The sequence below is a fragment of the Pandoraea iniqua genome (assembly GCF_902459685.1).
GTDB lineage: Bacteria > Pseudomonadota > Gammaproteobacteria > Burkholderiales > Burkholderiaceae > Pandoraea > Pandoraea iniqua.
Window position 1 is genome coordinate 998,353 of sequence record NZ_CABPSF010000002.1, and the last position, 26,638, is coordinate 1,024,990.

The 26,638-nt window shown below is 62.9% G+C and carries 16 protein-coding genes; 15 read left to right on the top strand and 1 reads right to left on the bottom strand.

Features of this window, described 5'->3' with window-relative positions; all coding sequences use genetic code 11:
- Positions 1-17: 17 nt before the first annotated feature.
- From nuoI to PIN31009_RS10295, 9 genes are all read left to right on the top strand, one after another.
- Positions 18-509: an NADH-quinone oxidoreductase subunit NuoI gene (nuoI, locus tag PIN31009_RS10255; RefSeq protein WP_039399235.1), complete on the top strand. Its 492-nt coding sequence runs from the start codon at positions 18-20 to the stop codon at positions 507-509.
- Between the two features lie 77 nt (positions 510-586).
- Positions 587-1,222, top strand: coding sequence for an NADH-quinone oxidoreductase subunit J (locus PIN31009_RS10260; RefSeq protein WP_058379364.1), 636 nt, complete (start codon positions 587-589; stop codon positions 1,220-1,222).
- A 9-nt stretch (positions 1,223-1,231) separates the two neighbouring features.
- Entirely contained in the window at positions 1,232-1,543 is a 312-nt protein-coding gene (gene nuoK, locus PIN31009_RS10265) for an NADH-quinone oxidoreductase subunit NuoK (protein ID WP_023596640.1), read from the top strand.
- Positions 1,544-1,559: 16 nt separating this feature from the next.
- Positions 1,560-3,608, top strand: coding sequence for an NADH-quinone oxidoreductase subunit L (nuoL, locus tag PIN31009_RS10270; RefSeq protein ID WP_058379363.1), 2,049 nt, complete (start codon positions 1,560-1,562; stop codon positions 3,606-3,608).
- A gap of 19 nt (positions 3,609-3,627) precedes the next feature.
- Positions 3,628-5,109 carry an NADH-quinone oxidoreductase subunit M gene (locus tag PIN31009_RS10275; protein WP_058379362.1) on the top strand — a complete coding sequence of 494 codons (1,482 nt, stop codon included), beginning with the start codon at positions 3,628-3,630 and terminating at the stop codon, positions 5,107-5,109.
- Positions 5,110-5,129: 20 nt separating this feature from the next.
- Positions 5,130-6,599, top strand: a complete 1,470-nt coding sequence (nuoN, locus tag PIN31009_RS10280; RefSeq protein WP_058379361.1) for an NADH-quinone oxidoreductase subunit NuoN — start codon at positions 5,130-5,132, stop codon at positions 6,597-6,599.
- A 43-nt stretch (positions 6,600-6,642) separates the two neighbouring features.
- On the top strand, positions 6,643-6,954 hold the full coding sequence (locus PIN31009_RS10285; protein ID WP_150684288.1) for a DUF2818 family protein: 312 nt from the start codon (positions 6,643-6,645) through the stop codon (positions 6,952-6,954).
- 107 nt (positions 6,955-7,061) lie between these two features.
- Positions 7,062-7,655 (top strand): NUDIX domain-containing protein, encoded by a 594-nt coding sequence (locus PIN31009_RS10290; RefSeq protein ID WP_058379360.1) that lies wholly within the window; start codon positions 7,062-7,064, stop codon positions 7,653-7,655.
- An 83-nt stretch (positions 7,656-7,738) separates the two neighbouring features.
- The gene (locus PIN31009_RS10295) at positions 7,739-8,257 is read left to right on the top strand and encodes a DUF1178 family protein (RefSeq protein WP_150790136.1); all 519 of its coding nucleotides are present in this window, start codon (positions 7,739-7,741) and stop codon (positions 8,255-8,257) included.
- Positions 8,258-8,268: 11 nt separating this feature from the next.
- Here PIN31009_RS10295 and PIN31009_RS10300 read toward each other — a convergent pair whose 3' ends face one another.
- Entirely contained in the window at positions 8,269-13,005 is a 4,737-nt protein-coding gene (locus PIN31009_RS10300) for a dermonecrotic toxin domain-containing protein (protein ID WP_150790137.1), read from the bottom strand.
- 167 nt (positions 13,006-13,172) lie between these two features.
- Between PIN31009_RS10300 and PIN31009_RS10305 the strand changes: the two genes are divergently transcribed.
- The 6 genes from PIN31009_RS10305 (at position 13,173) to PIN31009_RS10330 (ending at position 26,619) form a co-directional block, all read left to right on the top strand.
- On the top strand, positions 13,173-13,628 hold the full coding sequence (locus PIN31009_RS10305; RefSeq protein ID WP_150790138.1) for a MaoC family dehydratase: 456 nt from the start codon (positions 13,173-13,175) through the stop codon (positions 13,626-13,628).
- A gap of 130 nt (positions 13,629-13,758) precedes the next feature.
- Complete coding sequence (locus tag PIN31009_RS10310) at positions 13,759-14,700, top strand: hypothetical protein (protein WP_150790139.1); 942 nt, start codon at positions 13,759-13,761, stop codon at positions 14,698-14,700.
- A 36-nt stretch (positions 14,701-14,736) separates the two neighbouring features.
- Positions 14,737-19,629 (top strand): RHS repeat domain-containing protein, encoded by a 4,893-nt coding sequence (locus tag PIN31009_RS10315; protein ID WP_150790140.1) that lies wholly within the window; start codon positions 14,737-14,739, stop codon positions 19,627-19,629.
- Positions 19,630-19,685: 56 nt separating this feature from the next.
- Entirely contained in the window at positions 19,686-24,593 is a 4,908-nt protein-coding gene (locus PIN31009_RS10320; protein ID WP_150790141.1) for an RHS repeat domain-containing protein, read from the top strand.
- Entirely contained in the window at positions 24,590-25,681 is a 1,092-nt protein-coding gene (locus PIN31009_RS10325; RefSeq protein WP_150790142.1) for a hypothetical protein, read from the top strand. Before PIN31009_RS10320 ends, PIN31009_RS10325 begins: the two co-directional genes overlap by 4 nt.
- Positions 25,682-25,689: 8 nt before the next feature.
- Positions 25,690-26,619: a hypothetical protein gene (locus PIN31009_RS10330; protein WP_150790143.1), complete on the top strand. Its 930-nt coding sequence runs from the start codon at positions 25,690-25,692 to the stop codon at positions 26,617-26,619.
- Positions 26,620-26,638 lie beyond the last annotated feature (19 nt).

Here is a 26,638-nt window from a genome sequence, read left to right on the forward strand (position 1 = left end):
CGGAGTAGAGGAATCCCATGGTAAGGGCAATCAAAGACTTTTTCGGCAGTTTCCTGTTGTTGGAACTGCTCAAGGGCATGGCGCTCACAGGGCGCTACACGTTCGCACGCAAAGTGACCGTGCAGTTTCCGGAAGAGAAGACGCCGCTGTCGCCGCGTTTTCGCGGTCTGCATGCGCTGCGCCGCTATCCGAACGGTGAAGAGCGTTGCATCGCATGCAAGTTGTGCGAAGCGGTGTGCCCGGCAATGGCCATCACGATCGAATCGGATGTGCGTGAAGACAATACCCGTCGCACCACGCGCTACGACATCGATCTGACCAAGTGCATCTTCTGTGGCTTCTGCGAAGAAAGCTGCCCGGTGGACTCGATCGTCGAAACGCACATCCTCGAGTATCACGGCGAGAAGCGTGGCGATCTGTACTTCACCAAAGAGATGTTGCTCGCGGTGGGCGATCGTTACGAAAACGAAATCGCGGCGGCCAAGGCGGCCGATGCGCCGTACCGTTAATGCAGGGCAGGGCGCGACGCTGGTCGGCGCGCCCGGTACGGCTTGACGTTGGCTAATTTGGCGACACTTCGGTGATTATGGAATTCACAACCTTACTTTTCTACGTGTTTGCGCTGATCCTCGTGGTCTCGGGTCTGAAGGTCGTGACCTCGCGCAACCCCGTGCAGTCGGCACTGTTCCTGGTGCTGGCCTTCTTCAACGCTGCTGCGATCTGGATGCTTCTCGAGGCTGAGTTCCTCGCGATCATGCTGGTGCTCGTGTACGTCGGCGCGGTGATGGTGCTGTTCCTGTTCGTGGTGATGATGATCGACATCAATCTCGACGAACTGCGACGCGGTTTCGGCAAGTTCATTCCGCTGGCGAGTACCGTCGGCGCGATCATGATCGTCGAAGCAGCGCTTGTGCTGATGCGCGGCTACGGTGCCACGCGTGCGCCGGTCAAGGCCGTGTCGGCCCCCGACGTGCCGAACACCAAGGCGCTCGGCATTGCGCTTTACACCGACTATATCTTTGCCTTCGAAGTGGCAGGTCTGATCCTGCTGGTGGCGGTGGTTGCAGCGATTGCGCTGACCATGCGTACCCGTAAGGACCACAAACAGACCGACCCGAGCAAGCAGGTGCGCGTGAAGAAACACGAGCGCGTGCGTCTGGTGTCGATGCCCGCCGAAGCCCGGCAGCAGTCCACCGGCGCCGACACGCCGGCGGCGGAATAAGGAGCCAGCATGATGTCGTTGTCGCTAGCGCATTACCTGGTGTTGGGCGCGATTCTCTTCGCGATCAGCATTACCGGTATTTTCCTCAACCGCAGAAATGTGATCGTGCTGCTGATGGCCATCGAGCTGATGTTGCTCGCGGTCAATCTGAACTTCGTCGCGTTCTCGCATTACCTGGGCGACATTGCCGGTCAGGTATTCGTGTTCTTCATCCTTACGGTGGCCGCCGCAGAAGCTGCGATTGGCCTGGCCATTCTGGTCACGTTGTTCCGTAAGCTCGAAACGGTCAACGTCGAAGATCTCGACCGCCTCAAGGGTTAATAAAGCGAACGCTGTTATGGCATCCACACTGAATCCCACACTGTTGCTCGCGATCCCGCTGGCGCCGCTGGCCGGGTCCGTGATCGCCGGTTTGTTCGGCAAGCAAGTCGGACGCGCGGGCGCGCACACGGTCACGATCCTTGGCGTGCTGGTCGCGTTTATCCTTTCGGTCATGACGTTCCTCGACGTCATGAACGGGGCGAGCTTCAACGCCACCGTCTACGAATGGGCACGCATCGGCGACCTGAAGCTCGAGATCGGCTTCCTGATCGACACCCTCACCGTCACGATGATGTGCGTGGTCACGTCCGTCTCGCTGATGGTGCACATCTACACCATCGGCTACATGGCGGAAGATCCTGGCTACCAGCGCTTCTTCTCGTACATCTCGCTGTTCACGTTCTCGATGTTGATGCTCGTCATGAGCAACAACTTCCTGCAACTGTTCTTCGGCTGGGAAGCGGTGGGTCTGGTCTCGTACCTGCTGATCGGTTTCTGGTACACGCGTCCGACGGCCATCTACGCCAACATGAAGGCGTTCCTGGTCAACCGCGTGGGTGACTTCGGTTTCCTGCTCGGTATCGGTCTGCTGCTGGCCTTCACGGGCACGCTGAACTACGGCGAAGTGTTCGCCAAGGCCAACGATGTCGCGGCCCTGTCGTTCCCGGGCACCGACTGGCGCCTGATTACCGTGGCCTGTATCTGCCTGTTCATCGGCGCCATGGGTAAGTCGGCACAGTTCCCGCTGCACGTCTGGCTGCCGGACTCGATGGAAGGCCCGACCCCGATCTCGGCACTGATCCACGCGGCCACCATGGTGACCGCCGGTATCTTCATGGTGAGCCGCATGTCGCCGCTGTTCGAACTCTCGGACACCGCGCTGTCGTTCATCACGATCATCGGTGCGATCACGGCGCTGTTCATGGGCTTCCTGGGCATGATCCAGAACGACATCAAGCGTGTCGTGGCCTACTCGACGCTTTCGCAGCTCGGTTACATGACGGTCGCGCTCGGCGTGTCGGCCTACCCGGTCGCCATCTTCCACCTGATGACGCACGCGTTCTTCAAGGCGCTGCTGTTCCTCGGTGCCGGTTCGGTGATCATGGGCATGCACCACGATCAGGACATGCGCAACATGGGCGGCCTGTGGAAGTACATGCCGATTACCTGGATCACGTCGCTGCTCGGTTCGCTCGCGTTGATCGGTACGCCGTTCTTCGCCGGTTTCTACTCGAAGGACTCGATCATCGAAGCCGTGGCCGCCTCGCATCTGCCGGGTTCGGGCTTCGCGTACTTCGCAGTGGTCGCCAGCGTCTTCGTGACCGCGTTCTACTCGTTCCGTATGTACTTCCTCGTCTTCCACGGCAAGGAGCGTTTCGGTCAGGCACATCATGACCACCACGACGCCCACCATGCAGAAGAAGAGGACGATCACGGCGAACACCACGGTCTGGCCCCGGGTCAGAAGCCGCACGAATCGCCGGCCGTTGTGACGATTCCGCTGATCCTGCTGGCGATTCCGTCGGTGATCATCGGTGCCATCGCGATCGCGCCGATGCTGTTCAGCTCGTTCTTCAAGCAAGGCGTGGCGTTCAAGGACGTCATCTTCATCGGCGAGAATCACCCGGCGATGGAAGAACTGAGCCACGAATTCCACGGCTGGGTGGCCATGGCGGTGCACTCGTTCGGCACGCTGCCGATCGCACTGTCGGCACTGGGTATCCTGCTGGCCGCGTTCTTCTACCTCAAGCGTCCGGACATTCCGGAAGCGCTGAAGAACCGCTTCTCGGGCATCTACAACCTGCTCGATAACAAGTACTACATGGACAAGATCAATGAAGTGGTCTTCGCCAAGGGCGCGCTGAAAATCGGCCGCGGTCTGTGGAAGGCAGGCGATCAGGGTCTGATCGACGGCGCCGTCGTCAACGGCAGCGCACGTCTGGTGGGCTGGCTCGCCGGCGTCATCCGCTTCATGCAATCGGGTTACATCTATCACTACGCGTTCGCCATGATCATCGGCATGCTCGGGCTCCTGACGCTGTTTGTGACGTTGAACGGCAAGTAAAAGGGGGAGCCACAAAAAAATGCAATCGCTACCGCTTCTGAGTCTGGCCATCTGGCTGCCCATCTTGTCGGGGATCGTTGTCCTCGCGGTGGGGAATGACCGTAACCCGACGGGCGCCCGTGTCTTGGCGCTCATCGGTTCGCTGGTGAGCTTCCTGGTCACGCTGCCGCTGATCTCGAACTTCGACGCCAACACGTCGGCCTTCCAATACGTCGAAAAGACGAGCTGGATTGCACGCTTTCATATCAACTACTTCCTGGGCATCGACGGCATCTCGCTGTGGCTGGTGGTGCTCACCGCGCTGATCACGGTGATCGTGGTGATCGCGGGCTGGGAAGTGATCACCGAACGCGTGGCGCAGTACATGGCCGCGTTCCTGATCCTCTCGGGTCTGATGATCGGCGTGTTCTCGGCGCAAGACGGCCTGCTGTTCTACGTCTTCTTCGAAGCTACGCTGATCCCGATGTACCTGATCATCGGTGTGTGGGGCGGTCCGAACCGGGTGTATGCCGCGTTCAAGTTCTTCCTGTACACGCTGCTCGGCTCGCTGCTGATGCTGGTCGCGCTGATCTATCTGTACAACGCAACGGGTTCGTTCACGCTGACCGACTGGTACGCAGCGAAGATCCCGATGAACGTGCAGATACTGCTGTTCGTGGCGTTCTTCATGGCATTCGCGGTGAAGGTGCCGATGTGGCCGGTGCATACCTGGCTGCCGGACGCCCACGTGGAAGCCCCGACCGGCGGCTCGGTTGTGCTGGCTGCGATCATGCTGAAGCTGGGCGCGTACGGTTTCCTGCGCTTCTCGCTGCCGATCGCACCGGACGCCAGCCACTATCTGTCGGGCTTCATGGTGACGCTCGCGCTGATCGCCGTGGTCTACATCGGCCTCGTGGCGCTGGTGCAGACCGACATGAAGAAACTGGTGGCTTACTCGTCGATCGCTCACATGGGCTTCGCGATTCTGGGCTTCTTCATGTTCAGCGAAATCGGCATGCAGGGTGCGCTGGTGCAGATGATCTCGCACGGCTTCGTGTCGGGCGCGATGTTCCTGTGTATCGGCGTGCTGTATGACCGCATGCACTCGCGCAACATCGCCGACTACGGCGGTGTGGTGAACACGATGCCGAAGTTTGCCGCGTTCTTCATGCTGTTCGCGATGGCCAACAGCGGCCTGCCGGCAACGTCGGGCTTCGTGGGTGAGTTCCTGGTGATTCTGGGTGCCGTGAAGCTGAACTTCTGGGTGGGTCTGCTCGCAGCCACTTCGCTGATCACCGGTGCCGCGTATTCGCTGTGGATGTACAAGCGCGTGATCTTCGGTGCGATTGCCAACGACCACGTGCGCGAGCTGATCGATATCAACAAGCGGGAGTTCTTCATGCTGGCCGTGTTGGCTGCACTCACGCTGTTCATGGGTATCTATCCGAAGCCTTTCACGGACCTGATGCACACCTCCGTGGTTAACCTCCTCGCCCACGTGGCGCAGACCAAGCTGCCGTAATCGGGGAGGAAATCTAGATCATGCAAAACATTAATCTGCTGCCTGCGTTGCCGGAGGCCATCCTGCTGCTCATGATCCTCGTGATCATGATGTGCGACGCGTTCCTCGGCCAGACGCGCAAGCTGAACTACGTGCTGGCACTCATCACGACTGCGGTCGTGTCGGTGCTGTGGGCGTGCAACGCCAGCGACCCGGCGTCGCACTACCTGTTCGGCAACGTGTTCGTCGCCGATCCGATGTCGAACCTGCTCAAGGCCTTCGGTGGTCTGGCAACGTTCATGACGTTCGTCTACGGCCAGAAGTATCTGGAAGCCCGCGGTCTGGCCCGTGGCGACTTCTACATCCTCAGCTTGTTCTCGCTGCTGGGGCTGTCGGTGATGATTTCGGGCAACAACTTCCTGACGCTGTATCTGGGTCTGGAACTGATGTCGCTGTCGCTGTACGCACTCGCTGCCGTGTGGCGCGATTCGTCGAACGCGACCGAGTCGGCCATGAAGTACTACGTGCTGGGTGCGCTCGCTTCGGGCTTCCTGCTGTACGGCATGTCGATGATGTACGGCGCGACGGGTTCGCTCGAACTGGCCAAGGTCTTCGAAGTCATCGCCTCGGGCGCGGTCAACAAGATCGTGCTGGTGTTCGGCGTGGTGTTCATCGTGGCCGGTCTGGCGTTCAAGCTCGGCGCTGCCCCGTTCCACATGTGGGTGCCGGACGTCTATCAAGGCGCACCGACCCCGGTCACGCTGCTGATCGGTGGCGCGCCGAAGCTGGGTGCATTCGCACTGCTGCTGCGCTTGCTCGTCGAAGGCATGCTGCCGCTGGCGATCGACTGGCAACAGATGCTGATCATCATGGCGGTGCTCTCGCTGGTGATCGGTAACCTGACGGCCATCGTGCAGACCAACGTCAAGCGTCTGCTGGCGTACTCGACGATCTCGCACATGGGCTTCGTGCTGCTGGGCATGCTCTCGGGTGTGGTGGGCGGCAAGATCGACGGTATCGCCGACGCGTACGGTTCGTCGCTGTTCTACAGCGTGATCTACCTGCTGACGACGCTGGGCACGTTCGGTATCGTGCTGCTGCTCTCGCGCAAGGGTTTCGAAGCCGAAAACCTGTCGGATCTGAAGGGCCTGAACCAACGCAGCCCGTGGTTTGCCTTCGTCATGCTGATGTTGATGTTCTCGCTGGCCGGTATTCCGCCGCTGGCAGGCTTCTACGCCAAGCTGGCGGTGCTTCAGGCGGTGATCAATGCCGGTATGGTGTGGCTGGCCGTCGTGGCTGTGATCGCCTCGCTGATCGGTGCGTTCTACTACCTGCGTGTCGTGAAGCTGATGTACTTCGACAAGCCTGAAGACAGCAACGCGCTGGAAGGCAGCGGCACGATGCGTCTGGTGCTCTCGCTCAACGGTCTGGTGCTGGTGTACCTCGGCCTGATGCCGGGGCCGCTGATGGACTGGTGCCTGCGCACGATCAAGCTGACCTTGGCGAGCTAAAGCGAGCCAACAAGACGAACGACCGGAGACACGAACGATGGGTATGACGGCAGGTGGTACGCTTGTGATTCTGCTGGCGCTGCTGGGCGCGAACCTGCCGTTCGTGAACCAACGCCTGTTCGGCTTCATCCCCCGCAAGCAACCGGTCAAGTCGTTGTGGCTGCGGTTGCTTGAGATGGTGGTGGCGTACTTTGTGGTCGGTGCACTCGGCTATCTGATCGAGAAGAGCATCGGCAACGTGTTCGCGCAGGGCTGGGAGTTCTACGCGGTGACGGCGAGCCTGTTTGTCGTGTTCGCGTTTCCGGGGTTCGTCTACCGGTACTTGTGGCGTCATCGACCGGCGGCTGCCGCGTAAGATGTTGGCTTCATGAGACGCCGCCCACTGGGCGGCGTTTTGTTTTGTATGGTTTTGTATGGTTTTGAACCGGTTTCGTGCACGCTTTGTGCCGCCATGGAGGTTTCATGACACAACGTCAAACTGACGATCAGCACCTCGTAGAGACGCAGATCACGACCGATACCGTCTACGACGGCGCATTCCTGACCATCAAGCGCGACAGCGTCCGCCTGCCGGACGGCAAGACAGCCACGCGCGAATACACCACGCACCCGGGCGCGGTGATGGTGATTCCGTTGTTCGAAGACGGGCAGGTGCTCATGGAGCGCCAGTACCGCTATCCGCTGCGCCGCGTGATGACCGAACTGCCTGCCGGTAAGCTCGATGAAGCCGAGGGCGGTCTGGCCTGCGGCAAGCGCGAACTGCTCGAAGAGACCGGTTATCACGCCGAGCGTTGGGACTACCTGACGCGTATCCACCCGGTGATTTCGTACTCGACCGAGTTCATCGACATCTGGCTGGCGCGCGACCTCACGCTGGGCGAGCAGAAGCTCGATGACGGCGAGTTTCTCGACGTGTTCAAGATGCCGGCCACCGAGTTGCTGCAATGGGTGCGCGATGGCCGTATCACGGACGTCAAATCGGTTATCGGCGCGTTTTGGCTGGAAAAGATATTATCCGGAGTCTGGCAGCCGAACGAGCGTTCGCCGCTGCGCTGAAGCCACGGTGCCCGCCGCAGCGGGCGCCTCACTATTGATTCCAGTCCCGGTCCATGGCCGGGCAGGGACACACTCATTGCGTCATGAAGGTTTTTGATTTGCGTTGTGCGCACGAGCACACCTTCGAGGGCTGGTTCGGCTCGGAGGACGATTACCTGTCGCAGCAGTCTCGCGGGCTGGTCGCTTGCCCCGTCTGCGGTGACACGGGCATCGTGCGCGTGCCGTCGGCCCCGCGTCTGAATCTCTCGGGCGCAACGGGGCGTGATTCGGCGTCGACCGCCTCCGCAGGCGGCTCCCCGGGCGCGAAGGGAAGCGCTGCAAAATCGGGTCCGTCGTCTGCCCCGTCACTGCCGCCCGAAGTCGCCCAAGCCCAACGCGAAATTCAGGCGCTGTGGATGAAGGCCGTGCGGCATGTGATTGCCAACACGGAAGACGTCGGCAAGAACTTTGCCGAAGAGGCCCGCAAAATCCACTATCAGGAAGCCCCGGAGCGCAATATCCGCGGCACCGTCTCCCGCGAAGAGTCCGAGGCGCTTGCCGACGAGGGCATCGACGTGATGGCTTTGCCGATCCCCGAAGGCGCGAAAGAAACACTGCAATAAATAGGGCGCCCTCACAGCATCGGCTTCAGGATATCGTTGACGGTCACACCCGGGCGCAGTTCGACGTGCCGCAGCAACTGTGTCTGTAGCGTGTCGACGAGAAAGAGCAGGTTGTCGGCGGTGCCATACGACCGGTAGAGGCGGCCAAGTCCTCGCTCGGTCAGGTGTGTCGCGAAAGCCACCGCAAGCTGCTGCGGGGTACTGAACCGGGCCAGCCCGAAATTCGCATCGTAGAACCACGAAGCACGGGTCCCCACCGTGACGGACATGGCGTGCGCCCGCGTCTTGATGACGTACGTGCGCATGTCGAGGTGCCCCGCCGTGAACAGGCGGAAGAGCTGCTCCATGTTCAGCGCATTCTCCCCGCTGCGCATGCCGTGCAGAGGTAACTCCAACCGGTTTGCCTGAACATTCGAATGCAGCGCGACGAGGTTGTCGCGCAGCCGGATCGCGGCCTCCGATTGCGGACTCGCGATGGCGCGCCGCAGATTGCCGATGAAGGCACCGTCGCGGCCGATATGGAGCGCGGCCGCCATCGCACGCGTCAATGGCAGGCAGAAGCCGGTGTGACCGTCGGCATTGCTGTTGACGTAGGCCGTCTGCGTGAACGCCTCGAAGATTCCCCCTGCCGCGCGAACGTCCTCGGCCACGATTCGGGCGTTGGCGATCGCCCGCTGCGTCGATTCGAAGCGAAGGGCATCGTTGATCCGGCGCGCCAGAATGCCCAGCAATCGCGGGTCTTTCTGTGCCGGATCGGTGAAGTCGAGTTTGAGCAGATCGGCGGGACGGTACGACGCGTCCCATTGCAGCGGGCTGGCCCCGGCCTCGATCTTGCCGGCGAGGAAGGCCTCGCGGTCGGCGTCGACGACCGCGTTGGCCAGTGCTGCGCTTTTCGCCCTGAATTCCACATCCACAAAATTGCGGCTGATGTCGTCATGAAACACCGACGACGCAACGGGTGCCGGGCTCTCGGCCGCCGGCGTTTCCGCGTCGAGCACCCACTCGTAGGTGGACGTCTGTGAAATCGCCGGCCCCGGTCCGTTCAGTCCGGTAGGGTCCGTTAATCGCCAGGTTCCCTGCGTGGGGTAGTACTCCACGTCGAAGCGGGCGTCTCCCGAGGTCGCCACAAATCCCGCCTCGCTTCGGTACAAATTGGGCATCAGCCGCTTGAGCTGCGCGAACGGCGTGCGGTTGATAAACAACTGCACTTCGTCCTGAAAGGTAAGGCTGGCCTTGTAGTGGTAGCCGATGGGAATGCCGCCGGCAATGCCGGCCATCAACGACGCCCAGCCCGCCGGACGGGTCTGGTCGTCACCGAGCACGGCGGTGGTCCCGCCCATGGCGATGTTGTTGAAGGACAGAATAACGTTGGCTTCGAGCAGGCCGGGGACGGGCGCGTCAACGACGATGCCGAACCCGGTCATCCAGTTCAGCATCGCGAGCGTTTGCAGAATGCGCGAGACAATGACCGCTTGCGGGTTGTCCGGCAGCGCCACGCGCGGGTTGATGATCTCGTCTCGTGTGCGCTGGCGGAACACGTGCACGAATTCCGAGAACGGGTCACCCACAAACGTTTCGCTTGGAAAAATCTTGCGTGGCGTGGATGCCCCGATGTCGATGGCGGCAAGCACGGCGTCGACGCCCGGGGCCTTTTCGTCGCGGCGGTCTGCCTGCGAGAAGCAACTGAGCAGCCGGGCACAGGCGTTCGGGTCTCGCGCTTGTGCTCGCACCCAGTCGCTGAGCTGCCGGCGGTCGGGGAATTCCTTCACGCTGTTCGCCAACAGGCGCGGCGTGTAAATCAGAATCCAGCCGTTGCGCAGGTCCGTGAATTCCTGAATATCGGAGATCGCCCCGCCGATGCGCAGCCATGCCGTTTGCAGGTGCGAGCCCGCAACGGCGAAGTGTTCCGGCAAGTGGTCGAGATCGAGCAAATCCATGCGTTCGCAGCGGGCGATGCGTCGCGCGATGTCGACTCCCTCTGCGCCAAGGCTGTGGTCGTGTCCTTGCAGAAAGGCATCCATAACGAAGGCACTTTTCAGCGCGCTGCGCACCTGCCCCTCGTGCGTATTCCAGAAGGTATCGAGCCGGCGGCCTTGCTGCGTGACGAATTGACCGGCATCGATGCGGGCAAGCAACTGCACCGGCGTGAGTGATCCCAACAACAGCGCGCGCGCGCCGTGGGGTTCGCTGTCGAGCGAGAAGATGGCTTCCGTATTGGCCGACAACGTCGTCTCGCGCTCCCCCTGAGCAATGTCGAGAACGATCTGGTCCAGCGTGGCGGTGCCCGACGCCTGCACCGTTTTCCATGGCGGGTTGGCGATCGGTCCCTGCCCGATGTGCGTCGCGTAGACGTGCATGTACACCTTTGCCGCGTCGATGCTGGCCCCCGACATATCCTCGACCAACTGCGCGGCATACTGCACGGCACCTCGCCGCAGGTCGGGCAGTGCCGCCGAGACGCTGGCGCGCAGGTCGGTCATTGCCCGCACCTGCTGCATGGTCTCCAGACGAATGTGAAGCTGCTGTGGTGGCGGCAGCGGGTCTTTGAATCCGGTGACCTGCGGCGCCGGTCGTTCGAGTTCGGCTTCGAAGTCGGTTGACGGCACCCCTGCCAGCCAGTGAGTCCATGCCGTGCGCCGTTCGCCTGAGACGAGTTGTCTGCCGGCGCGTCGCATGTCGTTGCCGATGACTTCAGCGCTCGACGCCAGCGACAGGTGCACCAGATCGCCGTCCGTTGCCGTCAGCGAGATCGTGCACACTGTGCCGTTCATGACGTCCCGCGCAATCGACAGGGGCAGTCGCTGCATCATGTCGCCGTAGGCGCCCGACACCTTGCCACGCGCGAAGTCCTGCACCAGATGCCCGATCGAGGCGTACTCCCTGAGCGGCGCTGTGCTGCCGGCCGCGTACAGAATGACCCGCCCGCCGTTGTCCGTTGCCGTCCTCGCAGACTGCGAGACCGCGAACATGCCGCCGGGGCGTGACAGACCGTTGCGCCCGGGAATCTGGACATCGAGGGTGTACCCCTGAAGCTCGGCGAGATTCGAATCCGACGCGATGCGCTGCGCCGCACTCGGGGCGTAGGCGACGAGCTGGGCAAGAATCAGCCCCGTCTGCGAGAGTTGTCCGGCGGCGTACTCCAGCTCGGCATCGTAGGCGAGCATCGTGACCCGGTGGCGATACAGCGGCGCATCGAGCGGCGCGCTGGTGTTGTGCGAGCGCATGGCGTCGAGCGTCCGCAGCGGAACTGACCGGCTGGCGTGAATGGTTTGCATGAGCCGCCTCACGCTCAGTCGGGTCGACTCGTCGGACGGCTGATAATGGCCGAGCCGAGGCGCGCCGTGCGCATAGATGCCGAACTCCACATCGGCGCCTCCGAGGGCTTCCCCCGACCCGAAATATTGCAGGGCAGCCTGCGTCAATTTCGTCGATTCCTCAAGGCCGCCACGATCCATTTGCCCGGCCCGTGCCCCGTTTTCCTTGGAAGGGTAGAAGAACCGGAAGCGATTCAGAAACCACTGGTCCGAGTCGAACGGGGTCCGGCCGGGCGTGGCGGCCGCGGCGAGGTTTTTCCGGATCAACTGCGACCAGTCCGTGATGTTCGCGACCCGTGCCGTGAAATCGAACTGCGCCTCATGCCGGGCAATCTGGGTCGTCGCGAGGGTGATCAGCCGCTGAATCGTCGTGGAAGGCGCCAGCGGTGAGTGCTCGGCGGTGTGCGTCTCGTTCAGATGCCGCCGTTGATGGCGGCGATGGCCGTGCACGTGATGGGGGTTGGCGGCAGACACTCCGTCGGCGTGCGATCCCTGCGAGTGCGTGTGGACGTCGTGTTTCCGATGGTGATGATGATGGTGACGAAGTGGATGATGCAGGGCATGCCGCAGCGGCTGGGGCAGGGCAGTGCTTCGCTCGATCACGGCGCCTTGTGCGGTGGCAAACACCAGCGGATCGGCGGGCAGCGGGGCGTTCACCGCCGTGCCCACGCTGTCGACGACGCGCATGAGGCAGTCGCCGATCGCGTCGAACGTCGTTTTCGCGCCGCCGAGCGCATAGAGCAGCCCTGTCAATACGCCGATGGCGCCATGCTTGTGCCACGCAGGGTGATCGGGTCCGGCGGGCATTTCGGCCGCCAGCGCACGGGCGATGGCTTCGTAATCCCGATCCTGTTGCCACGGATCGTGGCCGGTGCCCGCCATCCGCAACCCTATAAACGTGTTGCACAGGTCTTGCTTCCAGCGATGACCGACGTCGAAGGGGCCGTCCCGGGCGTCGAACTCGCGTTGGCGGCGAACGTCATCCCGGTCAAACGAGCGCCGGATGTCGCGCAGGTTGTCTCGCGATGTGACGCGGGCGACGATCTCTTCCAGCGATTCGTACGGGCGCCGCGTCGACAATGCCCGCTCCAGCGAGGCGAGGATGCCGTCGGCCAGATCCGCGTGGTCGTTGAGTGTCTGAACCAGCGGATCATTGTCCGCATCGAGCCATCTCGCGATGTCGCCAAGCGGTGTCTGCGTGAGCGCGAGTATCAGACTGGTGCGAAGCCCCGGGTGTCGCGCACAGGCCTGCGCCATGCGTTGCGCCCATTGGCCAGCGTCGGGTACGTGCAGGTCGACAAGCAGCGTCTGGAAGATCGTGTGATCCGCCGAATTAGATGGATGACCGGTGAGTGCCGCGTCGGGAGGTGCTGCGCCGGCGTTTGACGGATGGATCGGGAACGCTGTTGAAAAAATATTCGTAGTGCTAATCATATTTTCAATATCGCGGCACGAAATCTTGAGGATGAAGCGAATCATGGTGGGTGCGACGAAGGCTGTGCCGCTATCAGAAACCGTTCATCTTGGGTGTAAAGTGACGGATTAAGGCGCGGCATTATCCGGGCATTCCCGACTCTTTCATTCGGTCACAGGAGGCTGTCATGGCAACGCTTGAGTACTACTTTGAGGACTTTTCCGTTGGCGATACGTTCGATCTCGGGACGTACACCTTCACTGCCGACGAGATCGTGCACTTCGCCCGCCAGTTCGACCCGCAGCCGTTTCACGTGGATGAAGCGGCCGGGCGTGCGTCCCATTTCGGCGGGCTCGTCGCCAGCGGCTGGCATACGTGCAGCATCATGATGCGGCTCAACGTCGACAAACTGCTCGTGCGCTCGTCGAGCATGGGCTCCCCCGGCGTCGAGCAAATCGAATGGCTCGCTCCCGTGCGTCCGGGCGATACGATCAACGTGACCAGCAGCACGCTCGAAGTGCGGCCGTCCAAAAGCCGCCCTGATCGCGGCATCGTGCGCCAGCTATGGACGGCGACCAACCAGCACGGCGAAGAAGTGTGCCGGTTTCGCGGCACCGGCCTCTACCTGAAACGCAGCGCCTGAAAGCAGTCTGAAACGCAGTTCCTGAGGCGCGCATCCCCGGCATCCTCGCCGACCTGTCAACGTTGACAGTTGTGTGGCATATCGGCGCTCGTAACATGGGTCGCATACTGCCACTGCGGCGAGGTGACTCATGGATACGAAATCGGACGAGCGTGCAACGATCATTCACACGTTCAAGGTCACCGTCAGCTCCGGCGGCGAACGGACTTACAACAACGGGCTTTGTCAGGTCCGGCTGGAAATCGAACTCATAGCCGACAAGAACTTGTCTCCTGCGGAAACCGCGACGCTTCGTGTGGTCGACGGCAACTCGGAGCAGGAGGTGCCCCTCGTCGATTCGTCAATGCCGGTGCCGATCGGGACATGGGGGTCATCGCTCGCGAAGAACGTGTATGAGTTCCATCCCGGCGGCGCTGATATCGCGGTCGAAAACAGGGAGTTCCTTCACTACTACGTGCAGACGGCGGACTTCGCGAATGCGAGGAAGACGATCGGCATGCGCATCACGCTGGAGAACAAGGAGGAGATCTTTTCAAAAAACATCAGCCATTCGGACGGCACGGTCGATCTCATTCCCGTCGCCCCGGTCAGCCCGCCATTCTCGGCGTGGAATCAGGACTGGGAGCAGACGCACAAATACACCGTCGGCTCGAACATCAAGGTCACCATCTACTACCTCGGCCTCGTGCTGGCCACGGGCGCACGTCAGGCCATGCGCACGATGGACGTGGCCCCGGCGAGTTTCGCCAGTAGCTACAAGTGGTTGAGCCCGAACTCTCAGAGTGGCGCTTTTTGCGGCTACGCCGAGCCACCGACCGACCAGCAGCCGACCCCCGAATTTGTTTATTCGCAAGTGCAATACACCGGGGCGTTCCGCGTGGCGAAGAACGATTGGCCACGTTTCGCCTGTGGCGCCATCGCGTTCGTCGCCAACGACAGTCTAGGGCCCTATCAGGGCGCGGCAAACGCGCAGGGCTGCACCTACACATTGCGCGATCAATACGGCACGCCCTACCGCGTGCGCGTGAACATTACGCCCGCCTGCGATGCATTGACACTCAGCCAAGCCTGACCGTCCCGGTCCGACCAACAATGACAGGGGCGCGCCATGACAGGCACTCATCAAGGACCGGCGCAGGCCGATAGCAGCACGTTGTACTCGGGCGCACAAAGCTTTCTGAGTTTTCTCGAGAAGGGTGTCGATCCACGCACCGGCACGTACTCCATCCGGGTAGCGCTGCCCAAGCTGGCAATGAATGCGCTGGCCGGGCCGGATCTGGCGTTGTCGCTCGGTTTCGATGCCTTGCAGAATGCCGACGTCGGCTTGGGGCGCGGCTGGTCGTGGGGCATGAGCCGTCTGAGCCCCGGTGCCAAACGGTTGTCGCTGGCGGATGGCGAGACCCAGTTGGCGATCGTGTATGAAAATCGCATCGAGTTTCCCGACAAGAAACTGCCGACGTTTATCGCGGAAAAAGCGGGCGACACACTCACCATCACCTATCGGTCAGGCCGTCGCGAGCGGCTGACAAAGTTCGACGACAGCGACCCACTCTCGCCGTATGTCCCGGTCGAAATCATCTCGGCGCAGGGGCGCTCGCTTCACCTGACTTGGGTGCATTTCCAGGGGCAGCCGATGCTGTCCTCGATCGCCGATCACGAACGGCGCGAATTACTGCGCGCCAGCCGCACGGCGCAGGCCGCAACCATCGCATTGACCGGCACCGACGGCAACGCGATCACGTTCCGGCTGGTGCTCTCGGGCGACCTCGTCTCGTCCATCGAACTCCCGCTTCCCGGACAAGTGGCCTGGCACCTGCGCTATAGCCGCTACACCGCCGCCGATCTCGCCATGCTGACGGAAGTGCGGTCCCCGACGGGCAGTGTCGAAACCATCGCTTACGAAGCGCGCGGACACGCATTCCCACTGCGTGCGGGCGATCCGGTGGGCACCGAGCCCGCGCGGCTGCCTTACGTCGCGCGCTATGCGCTCGACCCGGGGCAGGGGCAACCGCAGCGTGTGACGACTTACACCTACTCGACCGAAAACTTTCTCGGGTTCGGCGCCGGTGTCGACTGGGAAGACGCAACCGATGGGCTGTACAAAGTCACCCACGACTATCGCTATTCGAGTATCGAATCGCAACTCGACACGGCAGGCACCGCACAAGTCACGATCTACCGTGAGTACGACCGCTTTCACGGCATACGCATCGAGCGCCGCACCGAAGCCGATTGCGAACAGAGTCAGCTGACCGAGTATCACGAGGAACCGGGCAAGCCGTGGCATGACCAGCCGGTCACCATCAACCTGATCCGCACGCACACCACACGGTTCCGGCGCGGCGGGGTGTCGCGCGACGACGTCACGGCTTACGCCTACGATGCGTGGGGTAATACGACCGAGGAAACCGGTCCGGACGGCACGGCGGAGCGCACGACGTACTACTTGCCCGCAGGGGAAGACGGATGTCCGCAGGACCCTGTCTGGGACACGCCGCATACGGTAAAGACGACGGCGATGGTGCCTGCGACGGCGGTCCCGGGCTCGAGGGTCGCGGCCACCGTTACCACGCGCCATCGTTACGCCTTGTTGCCTTCGATGGCACCGGGTGCGCCGGGTTATCTCGAATGCGTCCAGCAGACGCTGGAAACCCCCGCAGGCATCCATCAGACGAACACGTTCGACTTCGAGAACGACCCGCTTTCGCTGCTGCTGCACGGCCGGTTGAAACAGCAGGTCGAGACGATGGGCGGACGCAGCATCACGACCGGGTTCACTTATGCGCTGGCCGACGGCGCGCTCGTGACCGAGGAGTCGACCCATACCGATTTCGACGACACCGTCAGCGTGACGAGCCGCCACACGTCGGTCATCTCGGGGCTGGAAACGCGCCGCGAGAACGCGGACGAGATCGTGACGTACGAGTACGACGCCTTGGGGCGGGTGCACGAAGAAACCACCTCGCCGAAGACCGGCGTGGGCGCCTACACGGTGACGCTCAGACACGCCTTTACGCTTATCGGTCTGGCGGGAGGCGAGGCAAGTCAGATCACCACGACGGCGTCCGGTGTCGTGACCACGACAGCCTTCGAAGGCACGGGTCTGCTCGTGCGCGAGACGCGCATGGCGCCGGACGTGGCACAGGGGCAGCCGCACGACGTTCACCGTGTCGACTACGACGCCTTCGGCCGTGTGGCGCAGGACGTGACACTGGACTGGCACGACGGTCAAACCCTCACCGTCGCGAAGCAGCTGCTCTACGACGGCTGGGGCCAGCAGGCGAGTGTCGTGCGTGCCGACGGTGTTACCGAGCATACGGAGTACGATCCGCTCACGCAGATCGAGACAAGCTGGACATCGGCGAGCGCGGGGGCGGTGCGCAGTGCAAGCACGGTCCGTCAGATGAACCCTTTCGACGCCGCCGACTGGGCAGAGCGCCGGAGCGTCGCCGGGACCTTGATCAGCCGGCTGGCGTACACCTATGACGGGCTGGGGCGGCTCGACACTAAGACCGACCCGCGTCTGCGCCGTACGCAGTACGAATACGACTTTGCCGATCGCGTCGTGCGAACCACGTTGCCGACCGAGGACGTGATCGAGAGCGACTACGTGCCGCACGCCGATAGCGACGAGGTTGCCGCGCTCCGGTTGAACGGCATCGATATCGGCCGGCGCGAATTCGACGGCCTGATGCGTATGAGCGGCCAGACCATCGGCGGACGCACGTCGACGTGGACCTTCGATGCCGATCGCACGCTGCCGCGCGAGGTACGCGGCCCCGGCGGTGAGATCGTGGCTTACGACGTCAATCCGTCGCTGCCGTCGAGCCTGACGCGCTGCACCAGCGGTGCTGTCAGCATCGACTACGACTACGACCAAAAGACCGGGTTGTTGATGCATGCCAACGTGCAGACGACCGGCCAGCCCGCCAGCGATTACCGGTGCGAACGTGACGCTTCGGGAAACCTGTCCGGCGAGACGTGGCTCGACGGCGACACCCGGCGTACGACGGCCCACGTCTGGTCGTTGCAGGGCTTGCCCGTCAGCTACACCGATGTCACCGGACTTGAGCATCGCTACCGCTTCGAGACGGACACGGGGCGTCTGATGGACGTGCAATGCGGCAACGTGACGGTGGCTTTGACCTACGACGCCTTGAGCCGTGTGCGAGAGCAACGCGTGACGCAGGCTGGTCAGGCCATGCTCACGACAACGTTCTCGTACGACGACGCGGGCCGCGAAATTCTGCGCGAATATGTGGCCCCCGGCCGCCCGGCATTCTCCATTGAACAGGAATACGACGGTCTCGACCTGCTGACGCTGCGTGTGCGCACATTGGGCGGCGCGCCCGTGCTCACCGAGAACTTCGACTACGACGAGCGTAGCCGGCTGGCGCTGTATGCCGCCACCGGCGATCAGGCACCGCACGATCCGCACGATCCGTCGCGGCGCATCTATCTCCAGCAGTGGGAGCACGATGTGCTCGACAACATCACCCGGGTGACCACGTGGCATCAAGGGCCGGCAGCGGACCCCGGCATCGCGGACTATCGCTACGAGAACGCAGACGACCCGACGCAACTCACGTCGCTCGTCTACGAAGGCTACGGCGCCAGCGACGGCACGCAAACGTTTGCGTATGACGCCGCCGGGCGAATGATCGACGCGGAAAGCGGCTATCGCATCGCGTATAACGCGCTCGATCAGATGCTCTCGGTGTCGCGCAGCGGCGCGGAGCTCGCGGCGTATCGATACAACGGGCTTGACGAGCAATGCACGGTTACCTTGGCTGGACAACCGGCCCGCGCACGAATCTTCCGTGAGAACGTGCTCGTCACCGAAGTGCGGGGCACGCTGTCGCGCGTCTATCTCAATGGGGGCGCGGGCGCGATCGATCAGACCGGTGCGTTACAGGTCTACGCGCGCGATGCCAAGGGCAGCATCATGCAGACCTACGATGCGCAGACGACGCATGCGGTGGTGTACTCGCCGTCAGGTTTTCGCGAGACGAGCGCCGTGCTTGACGGGGTGCCCGGGTACGACGGCGAAACGTCCGATCCGGCCACGCAATGGCTCTGGTTAGGCAATGCACGGATGTACTCCCCGGTGCTCGCGCGCTTCATGGTGCCCGATACGTTTGCGCCATTCGATGGCGGCGGCATCAACGCGTACGCGCGCATCGATCCGGTCAATGCGACCGACCCCTCTGGCCATGTCCCGAAATGGCTGGCCGTAACGATCCCCGCGTTGCTTGCTGTCGCGTCGATCACTAACGCTCTGGCGCTCACGGGCGGGCTCAAGGGTATAGCGATCTCGCTTAATGTGACGGCGCAAGCCGCACTAGGCAAAGTGGGGTTGGTCGCAGCCGGTAGCGCCGCGACACTGGCGGCCGCCAAAGGGGTCGCTGTTTCTGCGGCCGTGCTGACGTCGGCCAAAGTTGTCCTGGGGTCGATGGGGTCGCTCACCATGGTTAGCTCGTCCGCGACACGCATCATGGATCATTTGGAACTGGCGGGGATACTGGGCGCTGTGGGCGGGACCTTGTCGACGGCCGGGGTTATTGCCGGTGCCCCGGGGACGCTCAGGACTTATCGATCGGTGGTGAACAATCGCAGGACGGCATGGATAGCCGCAACCCGCAAGCGGGCGGCAGAGAATCGACAGGCCAGACTCGAGCGCCAAATGACGCAAGGTGATCGCCGGCCGTCCCTCACGCCATCGGCGCAATCCGGTACAAGCGACGCCAACTGGCTGGAACTCGTCGCCAAGCAGTCGCCGACGATCAGCCGGGCGTCGTCCGTGTACGGGACTCCGAGGGGATCGTTCAGCGACATCGGATCGCCCCCGCAAGGCATGTCGCCGAATCTGAATGGCACGCCACGGGCCCTGCGCGTGATGGCGCTTCGCGGCGCGGGTCCTGCCCGTCAGAGCGTGCCCGGCGGGTCGCAATTCATTCGCAGACAGGGTCAGAACCGGGAGCGGTCCGAGAGCTTGGCGTGAGTGACGGGGAAGTGAATGATTCCGCAGCGCCCGCCGTCAGGCGAGGGGAGGATGCCATGCAGGATGTTCCGCAAGAACGAGCTCAGGCCGATAGTGGCGCGTTGTATTCCGGTGCGCAGAGCTTCCTGAGTTTCCTCGAGAAAGGGGTCGACCCGCGTACCGGCACGTATTCCATTCGCGTGGCATTGCCGAAGATCGCGATGAACGCGCTGGCCGGTCCTGATCTGTCGCTGTCGCTCGCCTTCGATCCCTTGCAGAACGTCGACGCCGGGCTGGGATGCGGCTGGTCGTGGGCCATGACGCGGCTGCTGCCGGCGACACAGCGCCTGACGCTGTCCGACGGTGAAACGCATCTGGCCGTGGTGTATCCCGATCGCATCGAATTCCCCGACCGGAAGTTGCCGACGTTTGCCGTGGAGAAGCAGGACAAGACGGTCATCGTCACGTACAAGTCGGGGCGGCGTGAGCGTCTTGTGATGTTCGACGAAAACGAGCCGCTGTCACCCTACGTGCCGGTGGAAATCATCTCGGCGCAGGGGCGCTCGATATTTCTGCAATGGCAGCACTTCCAAGGGCATCCGTCGCTTGTCGGCATCGACGATCATGACCGGCAACCGCTGCTGCGGGCGACGCGCACCGAACAGAGCGTGACCCTCACGCTGCCCGGTCCCGGCGCCACTTCGGTCGACTACGTCATGACGCTCAATGGCGATCTCGTTTCGGCAATCCAGTTGCCGGTGCCCGAACAGGCGGCGTGGCAACTGCGCTACGAGCGATACACCGAGGCTGAGTTGGCGTTCCTCACGCAAGTGATCTCGCCGACCGGCAGCGTCGAGACTATCGTCTACGAGAGAGAGGGGCATGCCTTTCCCCGCCGCACCGGTGATCCGGCCGACAAGCCTCCCGAACGGCTGCCGTATGTCGTGCGCCATGTGATGGACCCGGGCGAAGGACTGCCGCCCCGCATCTCGACGTACCAGTACTCGACGAAAAACTTCCTCGGCTTTGAGGCGGGGGTCGATTGGGAGGATGCCACCGACGCGCTTTACAAAGTGCTCGTCGACTACCGTTATTCCAGCACGCAGACGCAACTCGGGCCGCAGGGCGAGCCGCTCGTGACGATCTACCGCGAGTTCGATCGTTTCCACTTACGGCGCATCGAGCGACGCATCGAAGACGGCTGTGAGCACGAGACGCTGGAGACGTATCACGATCAACCCGGTAAGCCTTTTGCCGATCAGCTGGCCATCGTGCAGTTGCCCGCGCAGCGCATCGAGCGGTTTCGTCGCGACAGTGTCTTTCGCGACGATGTGACCACGTTCCGCTACGACGACTACGGCAATCCCGTCGAGACGCTCACGCCCGATGGCATTCGGGAGCAGGTCATCTACTACGATCCGGCGGGCGAGACCGGATGTCCGCGGGACCCCGTCTGGCCGACACCGCGAACGATGAAGTCGAAGACCGCCGTGCCGTCGCCGGCAGCGCGGGGGCGTGGCGGTTCTGCACGACTGGCGCCAACGCGAACGCTCAGGTATCGCTACGCGGTGCTGCCCTCGTTGGCGGCAGGGGCCGCAGGGTTTCTCGAATGCATCGGGGAAACACTAGAAACACCCGGCGAGATTCATACCACCGTGACGACCGAGTATTACGACGAACCCGCGTCGTTGTTGCGGCATGGCCGGGTGAAGCGACGAGCACGGACGATGTGGGCGTGGCAGACGATCGTCGATTACACCTATCAGTTGAGCGGCGGCGCGTTGGTGACGACGCAGACACACCACACCGATTTCGACGCGACGCGCAGCACGACGGCCATTCACGTGTCGGTACGCACAGGGCTAGAGACCCAGCGCGACGGCGCGGACGCGCGTGTGACGTTCGTCCATGATGCGCTGGGCCGCATCGTCGAATCGACGACGACGCCGATGTCGGGCGACAGCGCGTACACCGCGTCGGTGCGGCATGCGTATTTTCTGGCCGGGCAGGGCGGCGGCAGCGTGCGGCAGGTAACGACCAACGAGTTCGGGGTGGAAGACACCCGCGTATTCGACGGCACCGGGCTCGATGTGAGCGCCACACGCCGCGAACCCGACGTCGCGCAGGGCGAAGCCTTCGAGGTGCGGCGCTGCGTCTACGACACCCTCGGCCGGTTGGTGTCGGAGACGACCACCGATCTTCACGACGGCACGCCGCTGACGGCGACCACACGATATGGGTACGACGGCTGGGAGCGGCGCTCGGCCGTGATTCGCCCGGACGGCGTGACCGAACATGTCGAGTGGAATCCCATCACGCAGGAGGAGACGATCTGGCTGGACACTATCGCGCAGCGCACGGGCCGGGTGGTGCGTCAGGTCAATGCGTTCGAGGAAGCCGAATGGGAAGAGCGCTACGACAACAACAACCGTTTGATCAGCCGGCAAAGCTACGAGTACGACGGGCTGGGACGTTGTGCCGCCGTCACCGACCCGAAGGGGCGCGTCGTGACCTACGCGTACGACTTCGCCGACCGGGTGGTACGCACCACATTGCCGAATGGCGCGCGTGGCGATGTCATTGAACGCACCTACGTCGCTCACACGGACGAAAGCGAGGTCGCCACGCTGCGGATGAACGGCGTCGAGGTTGGCCGTCGCGATCTCGACGGACTGCTGCGGATGACGTCACAGACCGTGGGAGACCGCGTGATGCTGTGGGAGTACCACGCGGATCGCCGTCAACCGAGTGCTATACAGAACGCGGCGGGCGAGCGCACCGTGTACGACATCGATCCGTCGCTCACGGACCACGTGAAGCAACGTCGTGCCGACGGCGTGACGACCGGCTTCGACTACGATCCGCACTCTGGCCTGTTGACCCACGCACGGCACGAAAGCGACGGGGCATTGCCCTCGGAATACCGCTGCCAGCGCTATGCCAACGGCAACCTTCGGGAAGTCGCGTACGCCGGCGTCGATGGTGAGCGGGTCTGCGGCCACACGTGGTCGCTCTTGGGGCTGCCGGTCACCTATGACGACGTCACCGGCAAGGTCTATCGCTATCACTATGCGCCCGGGATCGGCCGTCTCACGCAGATCGATTGTGCGGGCGTGGCGGTGAGCTTTGACTACGATGCGCTGGGCCGCGTACGGCAGCAGCAGGTTCGTGAGGCCGGGCAACTGCGGCTGACGACGACATTCACCTATGACGACGTGGGCCGCGAAGTGCAGCGCGACTACGACGCGCCCGGTCAGCCCGGCATGTCGATCGCACAGGAATATGACGCGACCGATGCACTGTCCAAACGTCAGCGCGTCGTGGGTGGTCAGGTCATGCTCACCGAGAATTTTTCCTACGACACGCGCGGCCGCATCGATTTGTACTACGCCATCGGCGAAGACGCGCCGCGCGACCCGCAGCTCCCGACGCGCCGCATCATGATGCAGCAATGGAGCTTCGACGCGCTCGATAACGTCCGGCAAATCATCTCTTGGACGCCGACCGACGATCCGTCGGCACAGGTTGTCTATCACTACGACAACGCGCTCGATCCGACCCAGTTGACCTCGCTGGTTCGCACCGGCTACGGCAGTGCGGATGGGCGCGAGACATTCCGCTATGACGGCGCAGGCCGCATGGTCGAGGCAGAACGGGGCCACACGATCACGTACAACGCGTTGGATCAGGTGACGGCCATCGGGCGGGCGGATGGCGCTCACGTCGAGTATCAGTACAACGCGCTGGACGAGCAGTACCGCGTGGTGCAGGCGGGCCAGCCCGTGCGCGAGCGCGTGTTTCGCGAGAACCGGCTTGTCACGGAGATTCGCGGCACCCTGTCGCGGGCTTATTTGGGCGATGGCGGCGTCGATGCGCAGACACTCGGCGACATCGATGAGACGGGGGCGCTGCGGGTGTACGCCACCGACTGGCAAGCCAGTGTCGTAGCAACGCACGGTCCTGCGGGCGCGACGCAGCGCGTGGTCTATGGCCCGACCGGCTATCGCGCCGACACGGCCACGCTCGATGGCGTGCCCGGTCACGATGGCGAGCTCGTCGACCCGCTGACGCAATGGTTGTGGCTCGGCAATGCTCGCATGTACTCACCGGTGCTCGGTCGCTTCATGGTGCCCGATGCGTTTTCGCCGTTCGGCGGCGGTGGCCTGAATGCTTATGCGCGCATCGACCCGATCAACGCCATCGATCCGAGCGGGCATCTGCCCAGTTGGCTCGGCGGCGTGATCGGTGTGCTGGGCGTGATGGCCGGCATTGCCCTGACGGTCGTCTCGGCAGGCGGGCTGAGTGCTGCGGGGGCGGCGCTCGCCGTCACCGGCGCGGCGGCGCTGGGCAAGCTTGGCGTGGCGGCCGCCCTCACGACCACCGGCGCCGTGGTGAGTGTGACCTCGGGGCAGATGGCGATCGCGGCATCGATCATCACGAGCAGTGTCGCCGGCATGCTCTCGACGGCGGATATCGCGCTGAGTTCGGCCGGGTCGGGCGAGGTGGCGCAGGCCTTCACGGTGGCGAGCGGCGTGGTCGGCATGATCGGCATCGGGCTTGCGATCGCACCGGCGCGCGCGGCGCACCAGGCGGTGCGAAGCACGATGCGCAGTGTCGTGGACCGGATGCAACCGTCCGTGAGGGGCATCTCCGGCGAATTGCCGAGTTTTCGTCAAATGGCGCGCACGGCGGTGGCGCGATTGGCGAGTGGGACCCCACGGGCATCGGGCGGCAGTCCCGTGTCCTCGGGGGGCACTTTTGCATCGCTGCCGCCGTCGCGCACAGCGAGCACCGTCTCGTCGGTGGGCCTGACAGGCTTGCTGGCGAACAGTGTCTACCAATCGTTCACCAATATTTCCGGCATGGCGTCGGGCTCCGCGTCATCGGGTTCTTATCATTCGGCGCCGTCACAAGCGTCGTCGGAGATTCGACGAAAGCAGTCGGGCACGGCGGCAGATGAATCCAACGAAGAGAGCGCCGTATGAAACAGTTTCCGTATTTCGCGATGAAGGTGGCGCCGGAGGTCGACGCCAACGGGGTGAGCGCGGCGTATCTAGCCGCCAACGACGACACCCTGCCGGCCGATGTGCCGATGTTTCCCCCGGGCGCGTCGCCGGGGGACGGATTGTTCTGCATGATCGATGGCGCGGATGTGCCGTCGATGACGCGTGCGCTGACCGATGACGACAAGATCGTCAATCCGATCGTCGTGCGGTATCCGGGCAATGCCCTGCGCGTGTTGGCCGAAGGGGATCACAGCATCACGTACCGATGCGAGAAAGCCGATGGCACGGTGATCGGCGTTGCGCTGGAGAAGACGATTCTCGTTTTGCTCGTGCCGCCGTTGGACTTGGTGCCGCCGATTGTTTCCGATGCGCCGGGTGGACGTCTGAATCCGATTTCCGCACTGCAAGGCACAACGGTTCATGTGCGCTATGGCGGCATGCTCGCCGGGCAGCGCGTGCAGGTGCATTGGCACGGCGTCAGCGACGCGGGCAGCATCGACACGGCTTGGCAGACGGTACCGGCTGCCGTGCCCGATTTTCTCCCGTTCGGGATCGAGCCGTACCTCGTCGCGGCGAATGTGGATGCCACGGTCGACGTGAGCTACTCGGTCGATCGCGACGGCGACACAGCGGACTCGACGCGCTTGTCGTTGGTCGTGACGGCGTTCAATCCGCAAGACATGCCGATGCCGCAGTTGCCGGATCTGGCCGGCAGCGACCGGATCGAACCCGACAAATTGCCCAACGGACTGCGCGTCAATGTGCCGCGCTGGCATCTGGCCTTCGAAGGCCAGCAAATCTGGCTGTGGTGCGACGGTCTGAGTTCGCAGCAACCGGGGGCTTACCAGCACTACATGCGCACGGCGCACCGCGTCACGTCGACCGAAGCGGCGCAAGGCATCTTTACGACGGTGCCGGCGGCGTGGCTCGCGCCATTGGCGCATGGCTCACGGCTGCTCATCGAATATCAGGTGGGGTTTCACGAGGGAGGGCGGCAGAGTTCCCGGCGTCTGTCGTTTGAAGTGCTCAACCCGAGCGAGGAAGTTGTCGGTGACGGTGTCAGGTGAGGTGAATCATGCGCAATACTCTTCGAAGTCGGCTCTGGACCGCGCTGCGCGGTCTGCTCATTCTCAGCGTCGCGGCGCTGGGTGCGTGCCAGACCGTGACACCGCATAACTACGCGTTACCCAACATCACGATGTACGAGAGCGACGTCGACAAAACGTGCAGCTTCGCCCTGTATGACGGGGGGAGTCTCGATTTCACTCAGTCGAGCCTGTGTAAAAACGACGAGTATTACTCGTTTTCGATTTCCGGCGCCCATGAGGGCATGGAGATCGAGTTCCATGACGAGCCGTCGTGCACGGGCTCGCAGCCGTTTGCCAAGTATGTGGTGTCGTTCAGGACGGGTGGCGAATTGACCGGGAGTGTGGCCAAAACCGGTGTCGGGCTGAGTCAGGACAAGTCAGTCGGTACGCGCCTGAACGATGGTGACGGTAAGGATGTGTTGATTGCCAACGGATTCAAAAGTGGCACGCTCGGGGGCAAGGTGTCGTGCGTGAGCGTGCATAAGCTGCTGCCGGACGGACCCTATCGCTTTCGGTCTGTCATGTACCCGGACAAGTGTCTGACGGGCGGGCTTACCGATGAGGTGCCGATGCGCGTCACAACTTGTGCGCAGGGCGATGGCAAACAGATGTTCTTCGAGATGAACGTGGCAGAACGTTGGCCGTATGCCGCATGGCGACCGCGCAGCTCGACGTACGCCCCCGTAATGCGCCACATCTCTAATCCCAGCATCGGGCGACACAACGTTTCTATCGCGCTAACAGACATACCGCCGCCCTACTTCCACTACAACACCGCCACCAAAGTTCTGGAGTCGGGTGGGTTCTGCATCTTCCCCGAATCCTTCAACGATGGGACTGCGGTCGTGACCAACTGCTCGTACGCCGTATTTGATCAGTGGAATATGGAGCCGACCGCCAAGGCGCAGGAAAAGTGATTCGCCGCGCCCCGCAGAC

Bases quoted from the DNA above. Each gene is read 5' to 3' on its own strand.
- nuoI (WP_039399235.1), top strand. From the start codon at position 18: ATGGTAAGGGCAATCAAAGACTTTTTCGGCAGTTTCCTGTTGTTGGAA.
- PIN31009_RS10260 (WP_058379364.1), top strand. From the start codon at position 587: ATGGAATTCACAACCTTACTTTTCTACGTGTTTGCGCTGATCCTCGTG.
- nuoK (WP_023596640.1), top strand. From the start codon at position 1,232: ATGATGTCGTTGTCGCTAGCGCATTACCTGGTGTTGGGCGCGATTCTC.
- nuoL (WP_058379363.1), top strand. From the start codon at position 1,560: ATGGCATCCACACTGAATCCCACACTGTTGCTCGCGATCCCGCTGGCG.
- PIN31009_RS10275 (WP_058379362.1), top strand. From the start codon at position 3,628: ATGCAATCGCTACCGCTTCTGAGTCTGGCCATCTGGCTGCCCATCTTG.
- nuoN (WP_058379361.1), top strand. From the start codon at position 5,130: ATGCAAAACATTAATCTGCTGCCTGCGTTGCCGGAGGCCATCCTGCTG.
- PIN31009_RS10285 (WP_150684288.1), top strand. From the start codon at position 6,643: ATGACGGCAGGTGGTACGCTTGTGATTCTGCTGGCGCTGCTGGGCGCG.
- PIN31009_RS10290 (WP_058379360.1), top strand. From the start codon at position 7,062: ATGACACAACGTCAAACTGACGATCAGCACCTCGTAGAGACGCAGATC.
- PIN31009_RS10295 (WP_150790136.1), top strand. From the start codon at position 7,739: ATGAAGGTTTTTGATTTGCGTTGTGCGCACGAGCACACCTTCGAGGGC.
- PIN31009_RS10300 (WP_150790137.1), bottom strand. From the start codon at position 13,005: ATGATTAGCACTACGAATATTTTTTCAACAGCGTTCCCGATCCATCCG.
- PIN31009_RS10305 (WP_150790138.1), top strand. From the start codon at position 13,173: ATGGCAACGCTTGAGTACTACTTTGAGGACTTTTCCGTTGGCGATACG.
- PIN31009_RS10310 (WP_150790139.1), top strand. From the start codon at position 13,759: ATGGATACGAAATCGGACGAGCGTGCAACGATCATTCACACGTTCAAG.
- PIN31009_RS10315 (WP_150790140.1), top strand. From the start codon at position 14,737: ATGACAGGCACTCATCAAGGACCGGCGCAGGCCGATAGCAGCACGTTG.
- PIN31009_RS10320 (WP_150790141.1), top strand. From the start codon at position 19,686: ATGCAGGATGTTCCGCAAGAACGAGCTCAGGCCGATAGTGGCGCGTTG.
- PIN31009_RS10325 (WP_150790142.1), top strand. From the start codon at position 24,590: ATGAAACAGTTTCCGTATTTCGCGATGAAGGTGGCGCCGGAGGTCGAC.
- PIN31009_RS10330 (WP_150790143.1), top strand. From the start codon at position 25,690: ATGCGCAATACTCTTCGAAGTCGGCTCTGGACCGCGCTGCGCGGTCTG.